17 protein-coding genes, 1 tRNA gene and 3 pseudogenes are annotated in these 18,607 nt (G+C 60.6%); 16 read left to right on the top strand and 5 right to left on the bottom strand.

Annotated features, from left to right (window positions below):
- Window positions 1-50 precede the first annotated feature (50 nt).
- A tRNA-Ser gene (locus tag BLU85_RS24950) sits at window positions 51-140 on the top strand.
- A gap of 446 nt (window positions 141-586) precedes the next feature.
- On the opposite strand, the pseudogene BLU85_RS31495 reads toward BLU85_RS24950, so the two are convergent.
- A pseudogene (locus BLU85_RS31495) lies at window positions 587-744 on the bottom strand (short-chain dehydrogenase); the annotation flags it as partial.
- 186 nt (window positions 745-930) lie between these two features.
- Here BLU85_RS31495 and BLU85_RS31880 point away from each other — a divergent pair.
- The 3 genes and pseudogenes from BLU85_RS31880 to BLU85_RS31490 all read left to right on the top strand — a co-directional run.
- Window positions 931-1,752, top strand: a pseudogene (locus BLU85_RS31880) (MCP four helix bundle domain-containing protein); the annotation flags it as partial.
- Between the two features lie 69 nt (window positions 1,753-1,821).
- Window positions 1,822-2,610 carry a methyl-accepting chemotaxis protein gene (locus BLU85_RS31875; RefSeq protein ID WP_371128537.1) on the top strand — a complete coding sequence of 263 codons (789 nt, stop codon included), beginning with the start codon at window positions 1,822-1,824 and terminating at the stop codon, window positions 2,608-2,610.
- Window positions 2,611-2,623: 13 nt separating this feature from the next.
- A pseudogene (locus BLU85_RS31490) lies at window positions 2,624-2,728 on the top strand (dioxygenase); the annotation flags it as partial.
- A gap of 53 nt (window positions 2,729-2,781) precedes the next feature.
- On the opposite strand, the gene BLU85_RS24935 reads toward BLU85_RS31490, so the two are convergent.
- The 3 genes from BLU85_RS24935 to BLU85_RS24925 form a co-directional block, all read right to left on the bottom strand.
- The gene (locus tag BLU85_RS24935) at window positions 2,782-3,150 is read right to left on the bottom strand and encodes a cupin domain-containing protein (protein WP_092204441.1); all 369 of its coding nucleotides are present in this window, start codon (window positions 3,148-3,150) and stop codon (window positions 2,782-2,784) included.
- Between the two features lie 100 nt (window positions 3,151-3,250).
- Window positions 3,251-4,057 (bottom strand): AraC family transcriptional regulator, encoded by an 807-nt coding sequence (locus tag BLU85_RS24930; protein ID WP_092204442.1) that lies wholly within the window; start codon window positions 4,055-4,057, stop codon window positions 3,251-3,253.
- 195 nt (window positions 4,058-4,252) lie between these two features.
- Complete coding sequence (locus BLU85_RS24925) at window positions 4,253-4,444, bottom strand: YegP family protein (RefSeq protein WP_092204443.1); 192 nt, start codon at window positions 4,442-4,444, stop codon at window positions 4,253-4,255.
- A 302-nt stretch (window positions 4,445-4,746) separates the two neighbouring features.
- Between BLU85_RS24925 and BLU85_RS24920 the strand changes: the two genes are divergently transcribed.
- From BLU85_RS24920 to BLU85_RS24895, 6 genes are all read left to right on the top strand, one after another.
- Window positions 4,747-5,715 carry a glycosyltransferase family 2 protein gene (locus BLU85_RS24920; RefSeq protein ID WP_092204444.1) on the top strand — a complete coding sequence of 323 codons (969 nt, stop codon included), beginning with the start codon at window positions 4,747-4,749 and terminating at the stop codon, window positions 5,713-5,715.
- Between the two features lie 2 nt (window positions 5,716-5,717).
- Window positions 5,718-6,428, top strand: coding sequence for a class I SAM-dependent methyltransferase (locus BLU85_RS24915; RefSeq protein ID WP_092204445.1), 711 nt, complete (start codon window positions 5,718-5,720; stop codon window positions 6,426-6,428).
- Between the two features lie 44 nt (window positions 6,429-6,472).
- Entirely contained in the window at window positions 6,473-6,808 is a 336-nt protein-coding gene (locus tag BLU85_RS24910) for a GtrA family protein (protein ID WP_092204456.1), read from the top strand.
- Entirely contained in the window at window positions 6,805-8,889 is a 2,085-nt protein-coding gene (locus BLU85_RS24905; protein ID WP_092204446.1) for a DUF6311 domain-containing protein, read from the top strand. Before BLU85_RS24910 ends, BLU85_RS24905 begins: the two co-directional genes overlap by 4 nt.
- A gap of 259 nt (window positions 8,890-9,148) precedes the next feature.
- On the top strand, window positions 9,149-10,072 hold the full coding sequence (locus tag BLU85_RS24900; protein ID WP_092204447.1) for a LysR substrate-binding domain-containing protein: 924 nt from the start codon (window positions 9,149-9,151) through the stop codon (window positions 10,070-10,072).
- Window positions 10,073-10,175: 103 nt separating this feature from the next.
- Window positions 10,176-10,541, top strand: coding sequence for a 5-carboxymethyl-2-hydroxymuconate Delta-isomerase (locus tag BLU85_RS24895; RefSeq protein WP_092204448.1), 366 nt, complete (start codon window positions 10,176-10,178; stop codon window positions 10,539-10,541).
- Here the strand turns inward: BLU85_RS24895 and BLU85_RS24890 are convergent.
- A complete protein-coding gene (locus tag BLU85_RS24890) occupies window positions 10,535-11,476 on the bottom strand; it encodes a LysR family transcriptional regulator (protein WP_092204449.1) in 942 nt (313 codons plus the stop codon). The genes BLU85_RS24895 and BLU85_RS24890 overlap by 7 nt on opposite strands.
- A gap of 536 nt (window positions 11,477-12,012) precedes the next feature.
- Between BLU85_RS24890 and BLU85_RS24885 the strand changes: the two genes are divergently transcribed.
- The 6 genes from BLU85_RS24885 (at window position 12,013) to BLU85_RS24860 (ending at window position 18,506) form a co-directional block, all read left to right on the top strand.
- Window positions 12,013-13,380: a glutamine synthetase family protein gene (locus BLU85_RS24885; protein WP_170847649.1), complete on the top strand. Its 1,368-nt coding sequence runs from the start codon at window positions 12,013-12,015 to the stop codon at window positions 13,378-13,380.
- Between the two features lie 164 nt (window positions 13,381-13,544).
- Window positions 13,545-15,194, top strand: a complete 1,650-nt coding sequence (locus tag BLU85_RS24880) for a phosphoethanolamine transferase (protein WP_092204451.1) — start codon at window positions 13,545-13,547, stop codon at window positions 15,192-15,194.
- A 68-nt stretch (window positions 15,195-15,262) separates the two neighbouring features.
- Window positions 15,263-15,904 carry a class I SAM-dependent methyltransferase gene (locus tag BLU85_RS24875; protein ID WP_092204452.1) on the top strand — a complete coding sequence of 214 codons (642 nt, stop codon included), beginning with the start codon at window positions 15,263-15,265 and terminating at the stop codon, window positions 15,902-15,904.
- Window positions 15,905-16,025: 121 nt separating this feature from the next.
- On the top strand, window positions 16,026-17,159 hold the full coding sequence (gene rnd / locus BLU85_RS24870) for a ribonuclease D (RefSeq protein ID WP_092204453.1): 1,134 nt from the start codon (window positions 16,026-16,028) through the stop codon (window positions 17,157-17,159).
- Window positions 17,156-17,449 carry a YcgL domain-containing protein gene (locus BLU85_RS24865; protein WP_092204454.1) on the top strand — a complete coding sequence of 98 codons (294 nt, stop codon included), beginning with the start codon at window positions 17,156-17,158 and terminating at the stop codon, window positions 17,447-17,449. Before rnd ends, BLU85_RS24865 begins: the two co-directional genes overlap by 4 nt.
- 124 nt (window positions 17,450-17,573) lie before the next feature.
- On the top strand, window positions 17,574-18,506 hold the full coding sequence (locus BLU85_RS24860) for a D-2-hydroxyacid dehydrogenase (protein WP_092204455.1): 933 nt from the start codon (window positions 17,574-17,576) through the stop codon (window positions 18,504-18,506).
- The last annotated feature ends 101 nt before the right edge of the window (window positions 18,507-18,607 follow it).

Here is an 18,607-nt window from a genome sequence, read left to right as displayed (position 1 = left end):
TCGCTCGGGGGTTCGCTTCCGGCGAATGTGCTGGTATGATGCGCGCCACTGGAGAGATGCCGGAGTGGCCGAACGGGACGGATTCGAAATCCGTTGTACTGGCGACAGTACCTAGGGTTCAAATCCCTATCTCTCCGCCATTATTGAATACGACTAAGCCCCTGAAGTGGTTGAACATTTCAGGGGCTTTTTCGTTTGGTTTGGCGGGCAAAGGACTCGCCATGACGCCGTCTCAGCCTCAGGAGATGGCCCATTAAATAGGATGCTGGAGAAAGACTGGGGGCAGACGACAATTGTGAATTCATATGTAATCAGCCTGCCTCTAATCGTGTCCCCGTTCTCTGCTGATCCGCTTGTAATCGATCCGGGCAAGCCGGAGGGGCTTCAGCATCGTGAATGAGGCTCGCCCCTGACTAAATGGCCCTCTGTGAGAGTCTAATACCAGTCAGTTAACCCCCAAATCCGTGGGAGCAAAGCTTGCTCGCGGTTGGGGTGAGCCAGTCAACAACGGCATTGACCGGTCTGCCGTCATCGCGAGCAAGCTTTGCTCCCACAGGTTGTGTGTCGTTCGATCCTTAGACTGGCATTACCTGTGACAGGCCGGCTCCGCATCCAAGCGCCGAGCTATGACATCGAGTCGTCGCAGCCATCCCTCAAGGGAATGCAGCTCAGTTGTGCAAAGTCCTGGAGGACCACTGAGTCACTCGGAATGTCTCCTCGCATTGCGAGGTTCTCTAAAAGCTGGAGAAATCATCAATCAGATGATGAGTCAGAAAATTCTCTAAATTATGTGGGCGGTAAATGTCAGAAAACTCCCCGCAGCTATTGCCTCCCCCCGCCTTTTTTTATCCCGCACGACCCCCTCCGCAACCTGCATGATCACAGCCCAAGGCTTTGTAACAATTGGACTAATGGTCTATAGCTCAAGGCATGGCTGCCGATAGGCAAGTTAATCCCCATGAAAGGAGTCACCCCATGCCACGGTTTTTCGCCGATCTGGGTTTTCGCTGGAAAATCACTCTGCCCATTGGGTTTCTGGCGCTGTTGTTGGTACTGATGGGGTGGTCGGGCATGCGTGGCATCGGCCAGGTGACTGAATCGAGCACGCAGTTGACCAAGCGCTACCTGCCGGCCATCAGCCTGCTGCTCAACGCGGATCGCGATCTCTACCAGGCCTTTGTGGCCGAGCGAAGCCTGCTCGGGGGCAATGCCGGCAGTCATGCCGAGGCGCTGCGTGCCAGTCATCGGGACAATCTGAAGCAAGCTTATGATCGTGTGCAGAAATATGCCGCGATGCAACCCAGTGCCGAGGCGTTGGCGCTGGTCAGTCAGTTCAACGATCGTTTTGCACAGTGGTCGCAGGTTTCGCGGCAGGTGGTCGAGCAGGCCGCGAGCAATCCGCAGGCGGCCAGTGCGCTGAGTTTTGGTGACGGCGAAAGTAAGTTCGACACCATGCGTGATGCCATCGACAAGCTGGGTGAGCTGGAAGACGAAGCGTCGCTGCGCGAGGGGCAAGCGGCGATTGACCATGGCCAGGCGGTTGGGATACAGCAGGGCGGTATTCTGCTGATCGGCCTGCTGGGATGCATCCTGCTGATTGTTGTCTTGCCAATGGTCGTGCTGCGCCCCATGCGCCGCCTGTTGCATCGGGTCGAACAGATCGCCGAGGGTGGTGGCGATCTGAAAGGCCGTCTCGAAGTGCGTTCAGCTGATGAACTGGGGCAGCTTGGCAGTGCGTTCAACCGATTCCTCGATAAACTGCAACCGCTGATTGCCGAAGTGGGCCGGGTAACCGGCGAGGTCGATGCCGCGGCGCGCGCCATGGCCACGATGGCGGCGACCAACGATCGGTTGATCAGCAGCGAACATGCAGCCCTCGACCAGGTCAGTACCGCCGCGACCCAGATGAGCGCGGCTGTGCATGAGGTAGCCCATAACGCCGTGAACGCGTCGGACGCCGCGCAGCAAGCCAGTAGCCAGTCTCGCGACGGCACCGAGGTCGTCAATAACACCATCGAGTCGATCCGCCAATTGGCCCAGGAAGTGGAGAGCGCTTCGGGCACGATCGAGGCACTGGCCCAGGAAACCTCCAGCATCGGCGCCGTGCTCGAAGTGATTCGGGGCATTGCCGAACAGACCAACCTGCTCGCGCTGAACGCGGCCATCGAGGCGGCACGGGCGGGTGAGCAAGGCCGCGGTTTCGCTGTCGTGGCCGACGAAGTCAGGGCCTTGGCGGCACGCACCCAGGACTCGACCAAGGACATTCAGGTGCGCATCGAGCGCTTGCAAAACGGTGTCGCCAAGGCCGTGCAAGCCATGCATGTGGGCAGCAGCAAGGCCCGGGACAGCGTCGAGCGCGCCGCAGGGGTCGATCAGGTGCTCAGCGGTACCAGCGGCTCGATCCAGCGGATCAACGACATGGCCGCGCAAATCGCCAACGCGTGTGAGGAGCAGAGCAGTGTCACCGAAGAGATCGCCCGCAACATCTCCGACATCCGCGACTTGTCCAACGAAGCGGCATCCAATTCCGCCCAGAGCATGCAGGCCAGTCAGCAGCTTTCGAGCCTGTCGAGAAACCTGGCGGAACTGACCGGCCGCTTCCGCACCTGAAGCCGGTGGTGTCGTGTCTACTGACGACCTCCTGGAAGCCCTGCATCAGCAGGGCTTTGTCCTGATGCCCGGTGTGTTGGATGCCGGGCAGATCGCCGACCTGTGTTGGCCGATCGATGCAGGTGTGTTGGGCGACCATCAGGAAGCTGAATACGATTGAGCCTGGCTCAGTCAGATCCAGACGTCGTTGACCGCCGTTCGCTCATTGGTTTCTTCGCCGGTATTGATCACGCCGCGAGGCTCGATCAACAGCAGTTTCACTTCCCGGGCGGCGCTGGGCTTATGCTCCACACCTTTTTTGACCACGTACATCTCGCCCGGGCCAATCGTCACTGCGCCGTCGCGAAAGTCGATACGCAGCTCGCCCTCCAGCACGATGAAGGTTTCATCCGTATCGGCATGGGCGTGCCAGATGAAGTCGCCTTCGAGCCGGGCGAGCTTGAATTGGTAGTCGTTCATTTCGGCCACGACTTTCGGCGTCCACTGTTCCTGGAACAGGGTGTATTTCTGGGCGAAGTTGATGGGGGCGTAACGGGTCATCGAGGCATCTCCTTGGTGGGTGGTGCGTCCTACTTTATTGTTCGAACCAGCGTGCGTATTGGATGATCGTGCAGCTTTTTTGCGCTGCCAAGTCGCTGTCTCAGCGCAGCATGTTCAGCCAGCGTGCCGGTGAAATACCGAAGGCCTGGGTATGCAACCGGGTCATGTGGCTTTGATCGAAAAAACCACAGGCCAGGGCCACTTCGCTCAATGGCGTACCGTGGAAGGCCAGGCGCCGGGCTTCGCTCAAGCGGCGCTGGGTGATGTAGCGGTAGGGGCTGGTGCCGTACAGCGCCCGGAAATCCCGGGACAGACTCCATCGGTCCCTGCCGCTTGCCTGCACCAGATCGTCCAGGGTGATCACCTGGTCGAGGGCATCGTGGATGAACAGACGGGCACGTTCTGCCGCCGGGTAGTCGATCAGCCGCCGTCCGCGCCTGTTGCCCGCCGCAACGTCGAGGGCCTGGGCCACATCGTAGATGGCGTCCTCTTCCTCCAGCGGGTCGAGGGGATGATCCAGGCTGTTCAACAATCGACGAGTCGCGATGTTGAGGCGAGGATCGCTGGACAATCCACCTTCGATGAAAGGCAGCGGCTTGCCCCCCAACACCTGCTGGATCACCGACGGCTCTATATAGAACATCCGGTAGCGAAAGCCATCGCGGGTCCCTGCTTCGCCATCGTGCACCTCGTCCGGGTGCAGGACGATGGTGCCGCCGGGTTGGCTATGACGCTTGCTGTGGCGATAGTTGAAGCTCTGGACGCCCGAAAGCGTGATGCCGATGGCGTAGGTGTCATGGCGATGGCTGGTATAGCCGTGCCCACTGAAGTAAGCCTCGATGCGTTCCATTTTCCTCGATTCGGGCGCCCGCACTAGCCAGTCGCGGTTGTGGGTGGATCGAGTCATTGCACCGGCCTCCTGCTTTTGTCCGTATACCCTACCTGCCTGGCAACCATCGTCACAGCAAAAAAAGAATCGGTGTAGGAGCTGTCGAGTGCAACGAGGCTGCGATCTTTTCCCTGACACTTGAATCTCAAGCGAAAGATCAAGATCAAAAGATCGCAGGCTTCGCCAGCGCCTACGGACCCCGCCTGGCGCTGTTCAGATTTCTTTTACGGGCGTCTCGTCATGGACGTTCTTGATCAACCTGACGGCGTGAAGGCAGTCACTCTTGTTCACATAGGCTTCGCCACTGGCGATCGTTTCGTGGTTGCCGGCTCTCAAGCGCCAGCGCCATTGGCCTTTTCCGGTGCTCGGGGTGCCTCGGGTCTGTCGATAGATTTCAAAATACATCGGTTCGCTCCCTGCGATTCATTCACTCAAGACATGCGTTGAACATGTGGCTGCAAGCCTAGCCAAGTGGTTGGTTTTGGCTATGGGAAATTCGTTTCCATTGGTTATCGGATATTGCTGGGCAGGGGCCCTGATCGGAAGTTAGACCGTTTCCAGGGGGAAAGTCATGTTGCGAACATGTAGTCGGCTGAAGTTCTGACTTGATCCTTGCGTTGCCCTGCCTGGTCCTGCTTAATACGGTTCGACGCCCAGGGCCGGAAGCCCGATGGGACTGAAAACACTATAAGAAAAAGAGCCATCAAGTGACTGAATATCCAGGAGCGGATCTGCAAGGTCGTCTAGCGCTTTCGCTCGTCATTCCGGTCTATAACGAAGCCCAGTCCATCGAATTGTTCATGGCCAGGATCGAGCAGGTCTTTGCCCGTGAATCGCTGGTGAGCCTGGAACTGGTGTTCGTCAACGACGGCAGCGTGGACGATACGTTGGCGCTGCTGCTGGACAGGCAGAAGGCCGACCCGCGTATCCGCATCGTCGACCTGAGTCGCAACTTCGGCAAGGAAGCAGCATTGAGCGCCGGCCTGCAAGCCGCCCGTGGCCAGGCGGTGGTGCCGATCGACGTCGATTTGCAGGACCCTCCCGAAGTGATCCTGGAAATGATCACCCACTGGCGCAACGGCGCCGAAGTGGTGCTGGGGCATCGGATCAATCGCGACTCCGACTCCTGGGCCAAACAGGTTTCCGCCAACGGGTTCTACCGGCTGCACAACAAAATCGCCGACCACAAGCTGCCGGAGAATGTCGGCGATTTCCGCTTGATGGATCGCTGTGTGGTCGATGCCCTTCTAACCTTGCCTGAATCGCGCCGCTTCATGAAAGGGCTGTTTGCCTGGGTGGGGTTCCGGACCACCCACGTGGACTACGTCAGGCCTGAGCGGTCCGCCGGTGAAAGCAAGTTCAATGGCTGGCGCCTGTGGAATTTTGCCCTGGAAGGCATCACCAGCTTCAGCACCGAACCGCTGCGTATCTGGACATACCTGGGGCTTTGCGTCTCGCTGGTGTCCTTTGCGTTCGCCATATTCATCGTGTTGCGGACCCTGATTTCCGGGGTCGACCTGCCGGGCTATGCCTCGCTGATGGTCGCGGTCACGTTCCTGGGCGGACTGCAACTGATCGGTATCGGCGTGCTGGGGGAATACCTGGGCCGCACCTATATCGAATCCAAGCGTCGGCCGGTTTTCCTGGTGCGGCGCATCTATGACGCCAAGGACTGACCATGGACCTGAAGGAAACCGACATCCTCGGTCCCGATATCGAGCAGCATTGGTACTACCGATCGAAAGCGCGGGCCATGCTCCACCTGCTCAAGGGCACCTCGGCCAGTACGTTGCTGGACGTGGGCGCCGGCTCGGGCTTTTTTTCCCATCACCTGCTGACCCATACCGCAACGGCCCAGGCCTGGTGCGTGGACATCAGCTATCCGGCCGACTCCGACGCCAGCACCGCCGGTAAACCGGTCCGCTACCGACGCGCCATCGACACGCTGGACGCCGACCTGGTGTTGCTGATGGATGTGTTGGAGCACGTGGATGATGACGTGGGCCTGCTCAAGGCCTACGTCGACAAAGTGCCGTCCGGCAGCCGCTTCCTGATCACTGTGCCGGCGTTCCAGTTTCTCTGGAGCGGGCATGACGATTTTCTCGAGCACAAGCGCCGCTATACCCTCAGACAACTGGAAAGCGTCGTGGCGCAGGCCGGTTTGCGGGTCCAGCAAGGGGCTTATTACTTCGGCCTGGTATTTCCCATTGCCGCCGGCCTGCGCCTGTTGCAGCGCAAGGCCTCCGGGGCACCGGCCAAGTCGCAGCTTGCGCGGCATCATCCGCTGGTCAATGGCGTGTTGAGGGCATTGTGCAGCCTGGAGCGTCCGTTCATGGGGGCCAATCGTATCGCCGGCCTGACAGTGTTCTGCCTGGCGCAGAAGCCGTGACCTGGACGCACTCGCCGCTGCTGCGACGTGCCTTGCGCTTTGCCATGACCGGCCTGCTCGTCACCGCGGTCCATGTGGTGGCTGCGGTGCTGTTTGTGCACCTGATCCTGGCCAACCCGCCACTGGCCAACGGTTTCGCCTTTGTCGTGGCGACCGTGGTGTCGTACCTGATCAACACCCTCTGGAGCTTTTCCAGCCGCTTGCATGGTCGCACCCTTGGCCGTTTCGTGGTGGTATCGATCGGCGGGTTCTGGCTGGCGATGCTGGTGGCCTGGGTAGCCCAACGTGCCGGCCTGGATTACCTGGCGGGCATCGCGGCCGTGGCGCTGATCATCCCCGCGTTCACCTTCATCCTGCATAATTTCTGGACGTATCGATGACCGTTCGCGGCAAGCATCACCTGGTTTCCTTGTTGCCCATACTGCTGGGGACGCTGGCGTTCCTGCTGGTGATCGGCCCGCGGGTGCTGGACCCGACGAACATCGTCTGGTTGGGGGAGGGCGATGCGGCGACCCATTACATGGGCTGGGCGTTTTTTCGCAGTTCGCCCTGGACCTTTCCGTTGGGCATGAACCCTTCCTATGGGTTGGAGTTGGGCAATGGCATCATTTTTTCCGACTCCAATCCGCTGCTGGCATTTGTGTTCAAACCCTTCAACGCCTGGCTTCCCGAGACGTTCCAGTATTTTGGCCTGTGGTTGCTGGCCTGTTTCATCCTGCAAGCCTGGTTCGCCTGGAAACTGGTCGGCCTGCTGACGCCGTTACTGTGGATCAGGCTGTTGGGAGCCGGGTTGCTGGTGTTTTCGCCGCCGATGTTTCTGCGCATGGGCGGGCATCTGTCGCTGTCCGGACATTTCCTGATCCTGGCGGCCTTGTACCTGGCGCTGCGGCCCGGTCTGCAAAAACGCCGGCTGGCCTGGGGAGGGCTGTTGGCCGCCACCGCGCTGGTACACGCTTACCTGTTGGCCATGGTGGCGTTGATCTGGCTGGCCGACCTTGCAAGCCAGGCCAGCAAGGGCCGGCTGTCCCGGCGCGATGCCTGGATCGAGCTGGGTGGTTTGCTTTTGCTGGTTGCGTTCTGCTGCTGGCAGGCGGGTTATTTCAGCGTGGGTGGCGGGACCGTGGCGGGGGGGTATGGGCTGTATCGCTTGAACGTGATGTCGCTGGTCAACCCCGGCGGCTGGTCACACACCTTGCGCGACATGCCCCAGGGCCCCGGGGACTACGAAGGTTTCAATTACCTGGGATTGGGCGTCATCATGCTGGCGATCTGCGCTGGCGTGGCATTGTTGCAAGGCAACACCGGTCTGGCGAATGCCGTGCGCCACAGGCGACTGTTGCTGTTGGCATTGATCGGGCTGACGCTGTTTTCGCTGACCAACCACGTCGGCATCGGCATGCTGAATATGCACTACTGGCTGCCCAAGCCCCTTGAGCTTCTGGCAAACGTCTTTCGCGCGGCCGGTCGAATGTTTTGGCCAGTGTTCTACGCCATTGTATTTGCTGTCATCTTCGCGGTGATCCGCGGCAATAAGCCACGGGCCGCGGCGTGTCTGCTGGCCATCGCCCTGGTGGTGCAAGTGCTGGATACCCGCGCGGGGTGGGCCGGCCTGCGCCAGAGCCGGATGGTGCCGGCGGCCTCGAGTTGGCCCACGGCCATGGACGATCCGTTCTGGGCCAGTGCGGCCCGTCATTATTCGAAAGTCCGGACGCTGTTGCCGCAGAACCAGCCGGACAACTGGCTGCTGACCAGCCAATACGCCCTGGCGCATGGCCTGGAAACCGATGGCGTGTACCTGGGACGCATGAGCGACCGGGCGATCGAGCGAGCCCAGCGACGCGCCGATCAGATGCTTGCCAGCGGCCAGTACGCAGCCGATTCGCTGTACATCCTCGACCCTCGCGCCGCGCTCCAGGCGGCGAAAACCGTCAACCGCCAAACCGACCTGTTGACCCGTATCGACGGCCTCGTGGTGTTGGCGCCGGGCTGGAAAACCTGCGCCCAATGCCCGCCGTTTGCCGACGAAACGCTGGACGTGCAGGTCAAGCTCGGTGAGCGCCAGGTGTTCAGCCGAATCAACGCCATGTTGACCGAGGGCTGGGGGCGCGTTGAAGAGTGGGGCACCTGGTCTGAAGGGCCCGAGGCTGAGGTCGTTTTGCGCATACCGCCAGAAGCGCGGGCCATTTCGATCGAAGCGGCGGCGTTCGTGCAGCCCTCGCACACGCGCCAGCGGGTGGAGGTCTCGATCAACGGTATTGAGGCGCTGTCGACGCAGTTCACACGCCTGCAGGACAACACCCTTGAACTGCCCTTGACACCGGCCATTCGCGAAACGATTGGCGCGGATGGGCGGTTACGCGTGCATTTCCAGTTGCCTGATGCCATCAGCCCCGAGGCGCTGGGGTTGGGGAGCGACAAGCGAGTCATGGCGCTGGGACTGAAATCATTGACCGTAAGGTAGGTCTTCTTCACTTGGGTCAGCGATTGCTTCGCTGGACCGCGCCCGTAGGAGCTGTCGAGTGCAACGAGGCTGCGATCTTTCCCAAGACGCTTGAGTCTCAAGCAGAAGATCGCAGCCCTCGGCAGTTCCTACAGCCCCGCGTGGAATCAAGGACCAATGCTTTGGCTGGTATTGCGCAGATGCTTCGCCTTTTTGCGCATAGACGTGCGGCCCCCGGCATTTCTACACTGCATCCAGTCAAGGAATCGGGGGGCAGGGGATGAACCGCAACGAATTGCGCAAGGCCGACATCAACCTGATGGTGGTTTTCGAAACGTTGATGCTTGAGCGCAACGTGACGCGGGTGGCGGAAAAATTGTTCCTGGGCCAGCCGACCATCAGCTCGGCCCTCAATCGCTTGCGCAAAATGTTCAACGACCCGCTGTTCATTCGCGTCGGCCACCGCATGGAGCCGACGGCCCGGGCCGAGGAAATCATCCAGCATCTTTCGCCGGCGCTCGATTCGCTGTCGGTGGCTTTGAGCCTGACCCACGATTTCGATCCCGCCAACAGCACCATGACGTTTCGCATCGGCCTGTCGGACGACGTCGAGTTCGGCCTGTTGCCGCCGCTGTTGAGCAGCCTGCGGCAAGAGGCGCCGCAAATCGTGTTCGTGGTCCAGCATGTCGATTACTGGCGCATCCCTGATTTGCTGGCGTCAGGCGACATCACCGTGGGCATCAGCCAGACGCGCGGCCTGCCGGCCAACGCCAAGCGCAAACTGTTGCGACACATTCAACCGCGCGTATTGCGTGCCGATGCATCGGACACGCCGCTGACCCTGGACGAGTACTGCTCGCGACCTCATGTGCTGGTGTCCCATACCGCCAACGTCGCCGGGTTCGCTGATGAATGGCTGGCCGAGATCGGACGCACGCGCAAGGTCGTGCTGTCGGTGCCGCAATACAGCGCATTGCCGGCGTTGCTGGCCGGCACCGACTTGATCGCCAGCCTGCCGGACTATACCGCCGTCGCCATGGCCGCTTCTGGGCACCTGTTCAACGAACCCTTTCCTTTCAAGACCCCGACCCTGGATTTGTCCATGGTCTGGCTGAGCCATGTCGACAGTGACCCGGCCGAGCGCTGGTTGCGGTCGCGGCTGGAGGCCTTCATGGGCGAACGCGTGCCCCTGACAGAGCCCTGACACCGGCGTGGGGCGAAACAAAACCTGCCTGAACGAATAAAGTCGAGGTAAGGTTATGACGGCTGAAACCCCCTCGTCATATTTTCGAATCGGAGTCGAACACATGCCTCACCTGCACATGGAGTACACCGCCAACCTGCCCGAGCTGAAGGCCGAGGTCGCACTGCTGCGAATGAACAATACACTGGTGGCCTCCGGTCAATTTTCCGCCGAGCACGACATCAAGAGCCGGGCCGTGAAGCTCAAGACTTTTCGGGTGGGCACAGGGATAGGCGAGCAGGGTTTCGTGCACGTGAAACTGGCCTTGATCAGCGGACGCTCGCCAGAAATCAAGAAACAATTGTCCGATAGCCTGCTGGCGGTGATCCAGGACCTGGGGCCATGGCCGGCCGGGGTCAGCGTGCAGCTGTGCGTGGAGATCCTCGACATCGATCGGGACTCGTATGCCAAGGCCTTGATCGGTCAATGACGATCAGGCGTCGCTTGGGCGCAGGCCTTGATGATCTGTTCGCGTAGCCAGGCGTTGGCACTGTCCTGATCGAGGGCCAGGCTCCACTGCATGTTCAAGGTAAACCCTGGCAGCCCCCTGGGCACTTCGTGGTGATTGAAAATCGCCTCGTTGGCCAGCAGTTTCTGGATGCGGCGGGGCAGGGTCAGGATGAAGTCGGTGCCAGTGATCATCTTCAGTGCGGCACTGTAGCTGTTGGCGCGAGCGGCGATTTGCCGGTGATGCGCCTGCTGCGACAACCAGCCATCCACCATGTTGGTCGCTGACGCCCAGGGCGTCGGAAACACGTGTCGGCGCTGTACGAACGATTGAAGGCTCAGTTGCGTCTCAAGCGGCGTCGCCCGTTTATCCACGACGCAGACCAGGTCCTCCTGCAACAGCTGCCGGGATTTGAAATCGGTATGGTTGCTGTGGAAGTTCGGGCCGAAGCAGATCACCAGGTCCAGGCTGCCGTCGCGTAACTCTTCGGCGGGAATGTCGGCCTCGAGCTTGTGCACGTTCACCACCACCGGCAGATTGGCGTAATCGAAGCCTTGCAGCAGTTGCGGCAGGATCAGGTGTTCGAAATATTCCGGTGCGCAGATATTGAAGGTAACGGCTTGTCGGGTCGGATCAAAGGTTGGCCTGCCGGCATGGCACAGGTTGATGCTTTGCAAAATGCCGCGCACATGATCGTACATGCCCTCGGCCTTGCAGGTGGGGCGCATGCCGGTGCGGGTGTTGATAAACAGTTCGTCTTCGAAGCAGGTTCGCAGTTTCTTGAGGCAATAACTGACGGTTGACTGGCTGACACACAATGCCTCGGACACGCCGGTGACACTGCTTTGCTCGTACACGGCGCTAAACACCATGAGGTCCTGCATGTCGAGCTTTCTGAGGGCGTTACTGTTCAGCATCCGTTCTGTCTCTCGCTGTGCTCCTTGCGCGGATCTTGCGCAAACCAGGCTGATGATCCTAACGGAACGATGGTGCCAGGAGAATGCCGGGCAGGCGCTTTCATGGTCGGGAACGGGACAGATAATGTAGGGAACACGACGTGTCGATCAATGGCCGATTCGTTTGCCTATGTTTAGTTTGCGCCGATCCAAGCTCCAGCAAATCCAGGTTTAACCGTCCAGGGCGCCGTGGGACGCTTGCCCGATGTGCTTCCTGTGATGCGCTCATGGACGGTTCGCCCCTGGCATTCCAATACCCTTCATACGCCGCGGTCGATCCGGTCGGCCGGTTCGCGCCTGCCATGGCCCCAGCCCTTGGTGCGTTGCCTTCCGAGTTGGCCTTTTGGGCACTCTGGCATTGCCGTCATGCGCGCCCTCCAGATACTCGTGTTTCCTGTTGATCACTGATCGTGCTCGCACAACGGCGAGCACCCATTGACGGCGCTTTGCCGCCCGTCCGACATGGAAATACGAGCCTTCTCATGAGCCTTGCGAAAATTTCTTTTGCCCCCGTGCAAGACGCCTTGGCGTTCCTCGCGCAGAACCCCGATATCGAGCTGTTCGAGTTGTTCATTCTCGATAACAACGGCGTGCCTCGGGGCAAGTTGTTGCATCGGGACGAGTTGCTGGCGGTCTACGAAAGCGGCCGGCCACTGCCCAGTACGATTCTCGGGCTGACCATCAATGGCGACGATGTGGAAAACTCCGGGCTGGTATGGGACGTCGGAGACATCGATTGCCGCGCCTATCCCATCAGCGGCAGCTTGCAGCGCATGCCGTGGCGCTTGATTCCCTCGGCCGCGGTGCAGGTCAGCATGCATCCCCAGGAAGGTGGACCGGCGACCATCGCCGATCCGCGTTATTTGCTCAGCCAGGTGATCGAGGCCCTGCAGGCCGACGGTTATTACCCGGTGATGGCGGCGGAACTGGAGTTTTATCTGCTGGATGCGCACCGCGACGATCAAGGCCGGCCGCAGCCAGCGCGGGACGCCGACGGTGGAAGACCGCGTGCCACACAGGTCTATGGTTTACGCGAACTGGAGCAGATCGAGCCGTTCCTGGCCGACCTGTACGCCGCATGCAAACTGCAAGGCATCCCGGCCCGGACCGCCATTTCCGAATACGCACCAGGGCAAGTGGAGATCACCCTCGAACATCGCAGCGATGCCTTGCAAGCCATGGATGAAGCGGTGCGTTACAAACGACTGGTCAAGGGCGTGGCCCACAAGCACGGCATGCAGGCGTGTTTCATGGCCAAGCCGTTCGATCACTTGGCAGGCTCCGGCATGCACATGCATGTCAGTCTGGCGGACCGCGAGGGGCACAACCTGTTTGCCAGTGAAGCCGGCGATGGCACGCCGCTGCTGCGCCATGCGGTGGGCGGGATGCTCGACACCCTGCTCGATTCGCTGTTGATGTTTTGCCCGAACGCCAACTCCTACCGGCGATTCCAAAGCAACAGCTACGCGCCGCTGGCGGCGACCTGGGGCGTGGACAACCGCACCGTGAGCCTGAGAGTGCCGGGTGGCCCGGCATTCTCGCGGCACATCGAGCATCGTATCTGCGGCGCCGATGCCAACCCTTACCTGGCCGCGGCGGCGATTTTGGGCGGCATTCATCACGGCATACGTGAACAGTGCGATCCCGGGAAACCTGTGGAAGGCAACGGCTATGCCCAGGTGATCGAACCGCTGCCCACCGACTGGCTCACCACCCTGCGTGCGCTCGAGGCTTCGGCCTGGGCGCGGCAGGCGTTTGGCGAGGCGTTCCTGGGTGTTTATCTTGCGGTCAAGCGCGCCGAATACCGTCAGTTCATGGGGGAAGTCGGCGAGCAGGATTGGCGCTGGTATCTGCATCAGGCTTGAAACAGATGCCTGGCGGGCTCCTTAAATAATTATTTAATAGCAACTTTTTCACGAAAAATTGATGGTGGGCTACCTAAAGTTTGTGTTGCCGTAGGAAACGATTTTTTCATGTTTGCTGCGGCACTTCTTTTTCCAAGAGCAACTTCAGGAAGCCGTCAACCATCATGCTGACCATTAAAGCCGTGCGCCCCGAGTGGGTGACGCTGGCCGCCAGTGCCTTTTTGTTAGTGGGCTTCAACATCGTGCTCTGGCAACACTTGCTGGCGATCACCACGGCTGATGCCCGGGGCCTGCTGATGTGCGCGGCGTTTGGCGTGATGATTTTCTGCGCGTTCAACCTGGTGTTGACGCTCGTGGCCTTCCGTCCGCTGCTCAAGCCCGTGTTGATGCTGCTATTCCTGATCAGCGCTGGCGTGGCATATTTCATGGCCCAATACGGCGTACTGATCGACGCCGGCATGTTGCGCAACTTCGCTGAAACCAATGCCACGGAAGTCCGTGACCTGTTGTCGCTGAAGTTGTTTGTCTATATCGGCTTATTGGGTGTCTTGCCAGGCTGGTTGTTGTTCAAGACCCCGATCAACTACCGTAGTTGGCCCAAGGAGTTATTAAGTAAGTTGCTGGTCGGCGTGGCCTCGGCCGCCGTGATCGGCCTGGTCGCCCTGGCCAACTACCAAGGCCTGTCTTCGTTGTTTCGTAACCACCACGAATTGCGGTTGATGGTCGTGCCGAGCAACTACATCGGTGCTTCATTCGGTTACTTGCGTGAGCAGGTCGCGTCGGCCAAGCAGCCCTTCATCACCGTGGGCGAAGACGCGAGCCGCAACCCGGCCTGGCAAACCCACGGTCGCAAATCCCTGACTGTCCTGGTGGTGGGCGAGAGTGCCCGGGCCGAGAACTTCGGCATCCTCGGTTATAACCGCGACACCACGCCGACACTGGACAAAGAGGCTGGCCTGATCGCCTTCACCGACGTGCATTCCTGCGGCACCGAAACCGCTGTGTCGGTGCCCTGCATGTTTTCCAACATGGGACGCAAAAACTACGACGCCAGCAAGGCCAAGAATGAAGAGGGCTTGCTGGACGTGCTCAAGCGCGCCGGGCTGGAGGTGATCTGGCGAGACAACCAGTCCGGCTGCAAGGGCACCTGCGATCGGGTCACGCTGCAGGATGTCAGCAATCTCAAGGACCCGGCCCTGTGCGCCAACAGTGAATGCCGCGACGAGATCCTGCTCCAGGGCCTGCAGCACTTCATCGACACGCTCGACAAGGACACGGTACTGGTGCTGCACCAGATGGGCAGTCACGGGCCGGAGTACTTCAAGCGCTATCCCAAGGAGTACGAGCATTTCACCCCGGTGTGCGAAAGCAACGCGCTGAACAATTGCAGCCGCGAGAGCATCGTCAATGGCTACGACAACACGCTGGTGTACACCGACCACGTGCTGTCGACCCTGATCGACCTGCTGCGGGCCAATCAGGACAAGGTCGACACGGCCATGCTGTACCTGTCGGACCACGGCGAGTCCCTGGGCGAATACAACCTGTTTCTCCATGGCACGCCCTACATGCTCGCCCCGGAGCAACAGAAGCACGTGGCGATGCTGGCCTGGTTCTCCGACAGCTACCAGAAGTCTTTTTCGGTCGACACCCATTGCCTGCAACTGAGTCGGGAAAAGCCCTTGAGCCAGGACAACCTGTTTCACTCGATGCTCGGGCTGCTGGAAGTCAACAGCCAGGTCTACAACCGGGACCTGGACCTGTTCGCCAACTGCCGCGGCGCGGTCATCGACGGCGTGCTCGCCCGGGAATGATCGCCTCCACCTTTTTTTCACGCCGGGTTGTTTAACCTGTCCCCATTCATTCCCCAAGAGCCGTTTGTATGTCCGGGCAGCCCCCTTCCACCGTCGAGCTTGAGTTCGCCAGGCAACACGACCGGGAGCACGCGCAAGTGTGCTGCCAGCCGGCGCCTCGGCGCCTGCGCCTGGCGTTCTGGCGTGACGAGCACATGGTGCGCAATGCCCTGAAGGTGGCGGGCGAGCCGGGGCTGGTGTTGGATGTGGCCTGTGGGGCAGGGCGGTTCTGGCCGGTACTGGCCGAGCATGCCAACCGGGTGATCCTGGCGGCGGACCCGTCGCCGGACATGCTCGAACATGCGCTCACCCACCATGGCGGCGCGTTGCTCCAGCGGGTCAGGACCTTCCCGAGTTCGGCCTTCACCCTCGGGCTGTCGGCCAACGCGGTGGATTGTATTCTCTGCCTGCAGCTGTTTCGCCACGTCAGTGCCAGCGAGCATCGCCTGGCGCTGTTGCGTGAGTTTCATCGGGTCAGTCGCGACACGGTGATCGTTTCGGTGCAAATCGAAGGACGCCTCAAGATCGGCCAGGCCCCACGACGGAGCATGGCCGACAAGGCTGATGTCGAAGCCGAGTTCCGCCAGGCCGGTTTCAGCGTGCTTTGGTACCAGGATTTCCTGCCCGGTTTTGCGCTGACGCGAGTTTATGTGTTGCGTAAGACCGGTTAATTCTTGATGTAGGACTATTCTTGCTTTTTCGCAGGCGATTTCTCTCAGGCGGCCGCTCTATGGATGCTCGCAATCGCCAGCGGCGATATATACTGCGCGCCATTCTTCAAGGGAGAGCCGTGTGGCCATCGATATTCACTGGATTCGCGACAACGATAGCCTCGGTCAGTTTTGCGCCGAGTGGCAGCAATTGCCATTCGTCGCCCTCGACACCGAATTCATGCGGGTCGACACCTTTTATCCCATTGCCGGTTTGCTGCAGATCGGCGACGGCAAGCGTGCCTACCTGATCGACCCCTTGACCATCGACAATTGGCAGCCCCTGGCCGCCCTGCTGGAAAACCCGGCGGTGCTCAAGGTGCTGCACGCCTGTAGCGAAGACCTTGAAGTGCTGCTGCGCCTCACTGGCAGCCTGCCCGCGCCGCTGTTCGATACTCAACTGGCCGCCGCCTACCTGAACCTGGGGTTCTCCATGGGCTATTCGCGGCTGGTGCAGGACGTGCTGGGCATCGAGTTGCCCAAGGGCGAGACCCGTTCAGACTGGTTGCAGCGGCCCCTGTCCGAGACGCAGATCAGCTACGCGGCAGAGGATGCCGTGCATCTGGCAGAGGTTTTCGTACAACTGCGCCCGAAGCTTTCCGACGAAAAATACCGCTGGGTCCTGGAGGATGGCGCCGAACTGGTGGCCAACCTGCGTCGCGAAGTCGACCCGTACGAGGTCTACCGCGAGGCCAAGCTGGCCTGGAAACTGTCCCGGGCTCAGTTGGCCGTGCTGCGCGAGTTGTGCGCCTGGCGCGAACGCGAGGCGCGGGCACGTGACCTGCCGCGTAACCGCATCATCCGCGAGCATTCGCTGTGGCCCCTGGCCCGCACCCAGCCGGATAACCTCGGCGCGCTGGCGAAGATCGAAGACATGCACCCGCGTACCGTGCGCCAGGACGGCCAGTTTCTGCTGGACTTGATCCAGCGCGCCGCCAGCATTCCGCCCGAGCAATGGCCGCCGGCCGTGGCCGAGCCGTTGCCCATCGAGGCTTCCGCCCTGGTCAAGCGCCTGCGGGCGTTGGGACAGGCTGAAGCCGAGCGCCTGGAGATTGCTCCAGAGCTGATGCTGCGCAAGAAAACCCTCGAAGCGCTGATCAAGAGCGGCTTTCCCGAGGGCCCTTATCAATTGCCCGATTCGCTGCGTGGCTGGCGTCGCGAATTGATGGGCCAGGCGCTGCTCGACAGCCTGGCCACTGCCGGAGAACAGCCTTGAAACGTATCTGCTCCATCTACCGCAGCTCGAAGAAAAACGAGATGTACCTGTATGTGCTCAAGAGCGATGCCTTGAAGCGAGTACCCGAGCCCTTGATGGCCGCCTTTGGCAAGGCGATCCATGCCTTCGACCTGGTGCTGAGCCCCGAGCGGGAACTGTCCCGGGAAGACATCGGCAAGGTGCTGGAAAACCTCGACACCCAGGGCTATCACTTGCAGATGCCGCCGGCCGAAGACGAGTACATCGAGCATTTGCCCGAAGAGTTGCTGCGCCGCAACGACCCGGTCTGACGGCAGTGGGGGCACCTGTCCTGGGTGCCTTTTGTAATACTGGAATGGTTTATTGACGACGATCGCAGGGATGGAGCGACATTCTGCCGGCGCTCGTCTGCACTGTTTTTGAAAGGTTTGATTCATGCGCGTTCTGATTGCCGAACACGATCACTCGGTGTATGCCCAGCTTCTGCGTCAGGCTGCACCCGATATTGAAGTCCTGACCAGCGGCGATTCCGCCGAACTGTCGCGACTGGCCGCCGATTGTCCGGTCTGGCTTGGCCAGCCTGATCTGCTGGCCACCCTGTTGCGTCAAGGCCACCAGCCCCGTTGGCTGCAATCGACCTGGGCGGGCATCACGCCGTTGCTGGCCGATGGCTTGAGCCGCGATTACCGCCTGACCCGTGCGGTGGGCATTTTTGGCCAGGTGATGGCCGAGTACGTGCTCACCTACATGCTCGGCCATGAGCGCGAGGTGCTGGCCCGGTTGGTCAGCCAGGTCGAGCGCAAGTGGGACAACCGCCAGGGGCAAGGCCTGGCCGGGCGCAAGGTGTTGATCGTCGGGACGGGGGACATCGGCCAGCGTGTGGCGCAGTTCCTGGTACCGTTCGGCGTGCAGCTGTATGGCATCGCCAGCGAAGCCAGGACGTTGGCACCGTTTATCGAAGTCGGGGCGTTGAAGGACTTGCCTCGTCTGGTGGGCGAAATGGATTACGTGATCAATTTGCTGCCCAATACGCCGGACACCCATGACATCTACGACGCGGCGCTGTTCAAGCAATTCAAGCCGAGCGGGTTGTTCATCAACGTCGGTCGCGGCGTGGCGGTGGTGGATGCGGACCTGGTGCAAGCCTTGAAGGACGGACACCTGGCCGGTGCGGTGATCGACGTCTGCCGCCAGGAGCCATTGCCACAGCGCCATCCGTTCTGGACTGCCTGGGGGCTGCTGCTGACCGGCCACAGCTCGGCACCGACCTCGCCACCGATGATGGTGCAATTGTTCCTGGAAAACCTGCGGGCCTACCAGGCGGGCGAAGCGCTACGCGGGGAAGTGGATTTCAGCCGAGGTTACTGAAGCCCATTTTCAGTGGTCACAAAAAATGTGTTCGCCACAGATCGAAATGTGGGAGCGAGCTTGCTCGCGATAGCGGTGCTTCAGTCAACATCAAAGTGGCT

Origin of the sequence: Pseudomonas sp. NFACC14, from assembly GCF_900106885.1 — a bacterium.
GTDB lineage: Bacteria > Pseudomonadota > Gammaproteobacteria > Pseudomonadales > Pseudomonadaceae > Aquipseudomonas > Aquipseudomonas fluorescens_AA.
Note: the sequence above shows the minus strand (reverse complement) of the source record. Positions and strands in the feature narration are given on the sequence as shown.

Excerpts from the sequence above, each read along its gene's own strand:
- BLU85_RS31875 (WP_371128537.1), top strand. The coding sequence starts at position 1,822 with ATGGCCACGATGGCGGCGACCAACGATCGGTTGATCAGCAGCGAACAT.
- BLU85_RS24935 (WP_092204441.1), bottom strand. The coding sequence starts at position 3,150 with ATGACCCGTTACGCCCCCATCAACTTCGCCCAGAAATACACCCTGTTC.
- BLU85_RS24930 (WP_092204442.1), bottom strand. The coding sequence starts at position 4,057 with ATGACTCGATCCACCCACAACCGCGACTGGCTAGTGCGGGCGCCCGAA.
- BLU85_RS24925 (WP_092204443.1), bottom strand. The coding sequence starts at position 4,444 with ATGTATTTTGAAATCTATCGACAGACCCGAGGCACCCCGAGCACCGGA.
- BLU85_RS24915 (WP_092204445.1), top strand. The coding sequence starts at position 5,718 with ATGGACCTGAAGGAAACCGACATCCTCGGTCCCGATATCGAGCAGCAT.
- BLU85_RS24910 (WP_092204456.1), top strand. The coding sequence starts at position 6,473 with ATGACCGGCCTGCTCGTCACCGCGGTCCATGTGGTGGCTGCGGTGCTG.
- BLU85_RS24905 (WP_092204446.1), top strand. The coding sequence starts at position 6,805 with ATGACCGTTCGCGGCAAGCATCACCTGGTTTCCTTGTTGCCCATACTG.
- BLU85_RS24900 (WP_092204447.1), top strand. The coding sequence starts at position 9,149 with ATGAACCGCAACGAATTGCGCAAGGCCGACATCAACCTGATGGTGGTT.
- BLU85_RS24895 (WP_092204448.1), top strand. The coding sequence starts at position 10,176 with ATGCCTCACCTGCACATGGAGTACACCGCCAACCTGCCCGAGCTGAAG.
- BLU85_RS24890 (WP_092204449.1), bottom strand. The coding sequence starts at position 11,476 with ATGCTGAACAGTAACGCCCTCAGAAAGCTCGACATGCAGGACCTCATG.
- BLU85_RS24880 (WP_092204451.1), top strand. The coding sequence starts at position 13,545 with ATGCTGACCATTAAAGCCGTGCGCCCCGAGTGGGTGACGCTGGCCGCC.
- BLU85_RS24875 (WP_092204452.1), top strand. The coding sequence starts at position 15,263 with ATGTCCGGGCAGCCCCCTTCCACCGTCGAGCTTGAGTTCGCCAGGCAA.
- BLU85_RS24860 (WP_092204455.1), top strand. The coding sequence starts at position 17,574 with ATGCGCGTTCTGATTGCCGAACACGATCACTCGGTGTATGCCCAGCTT.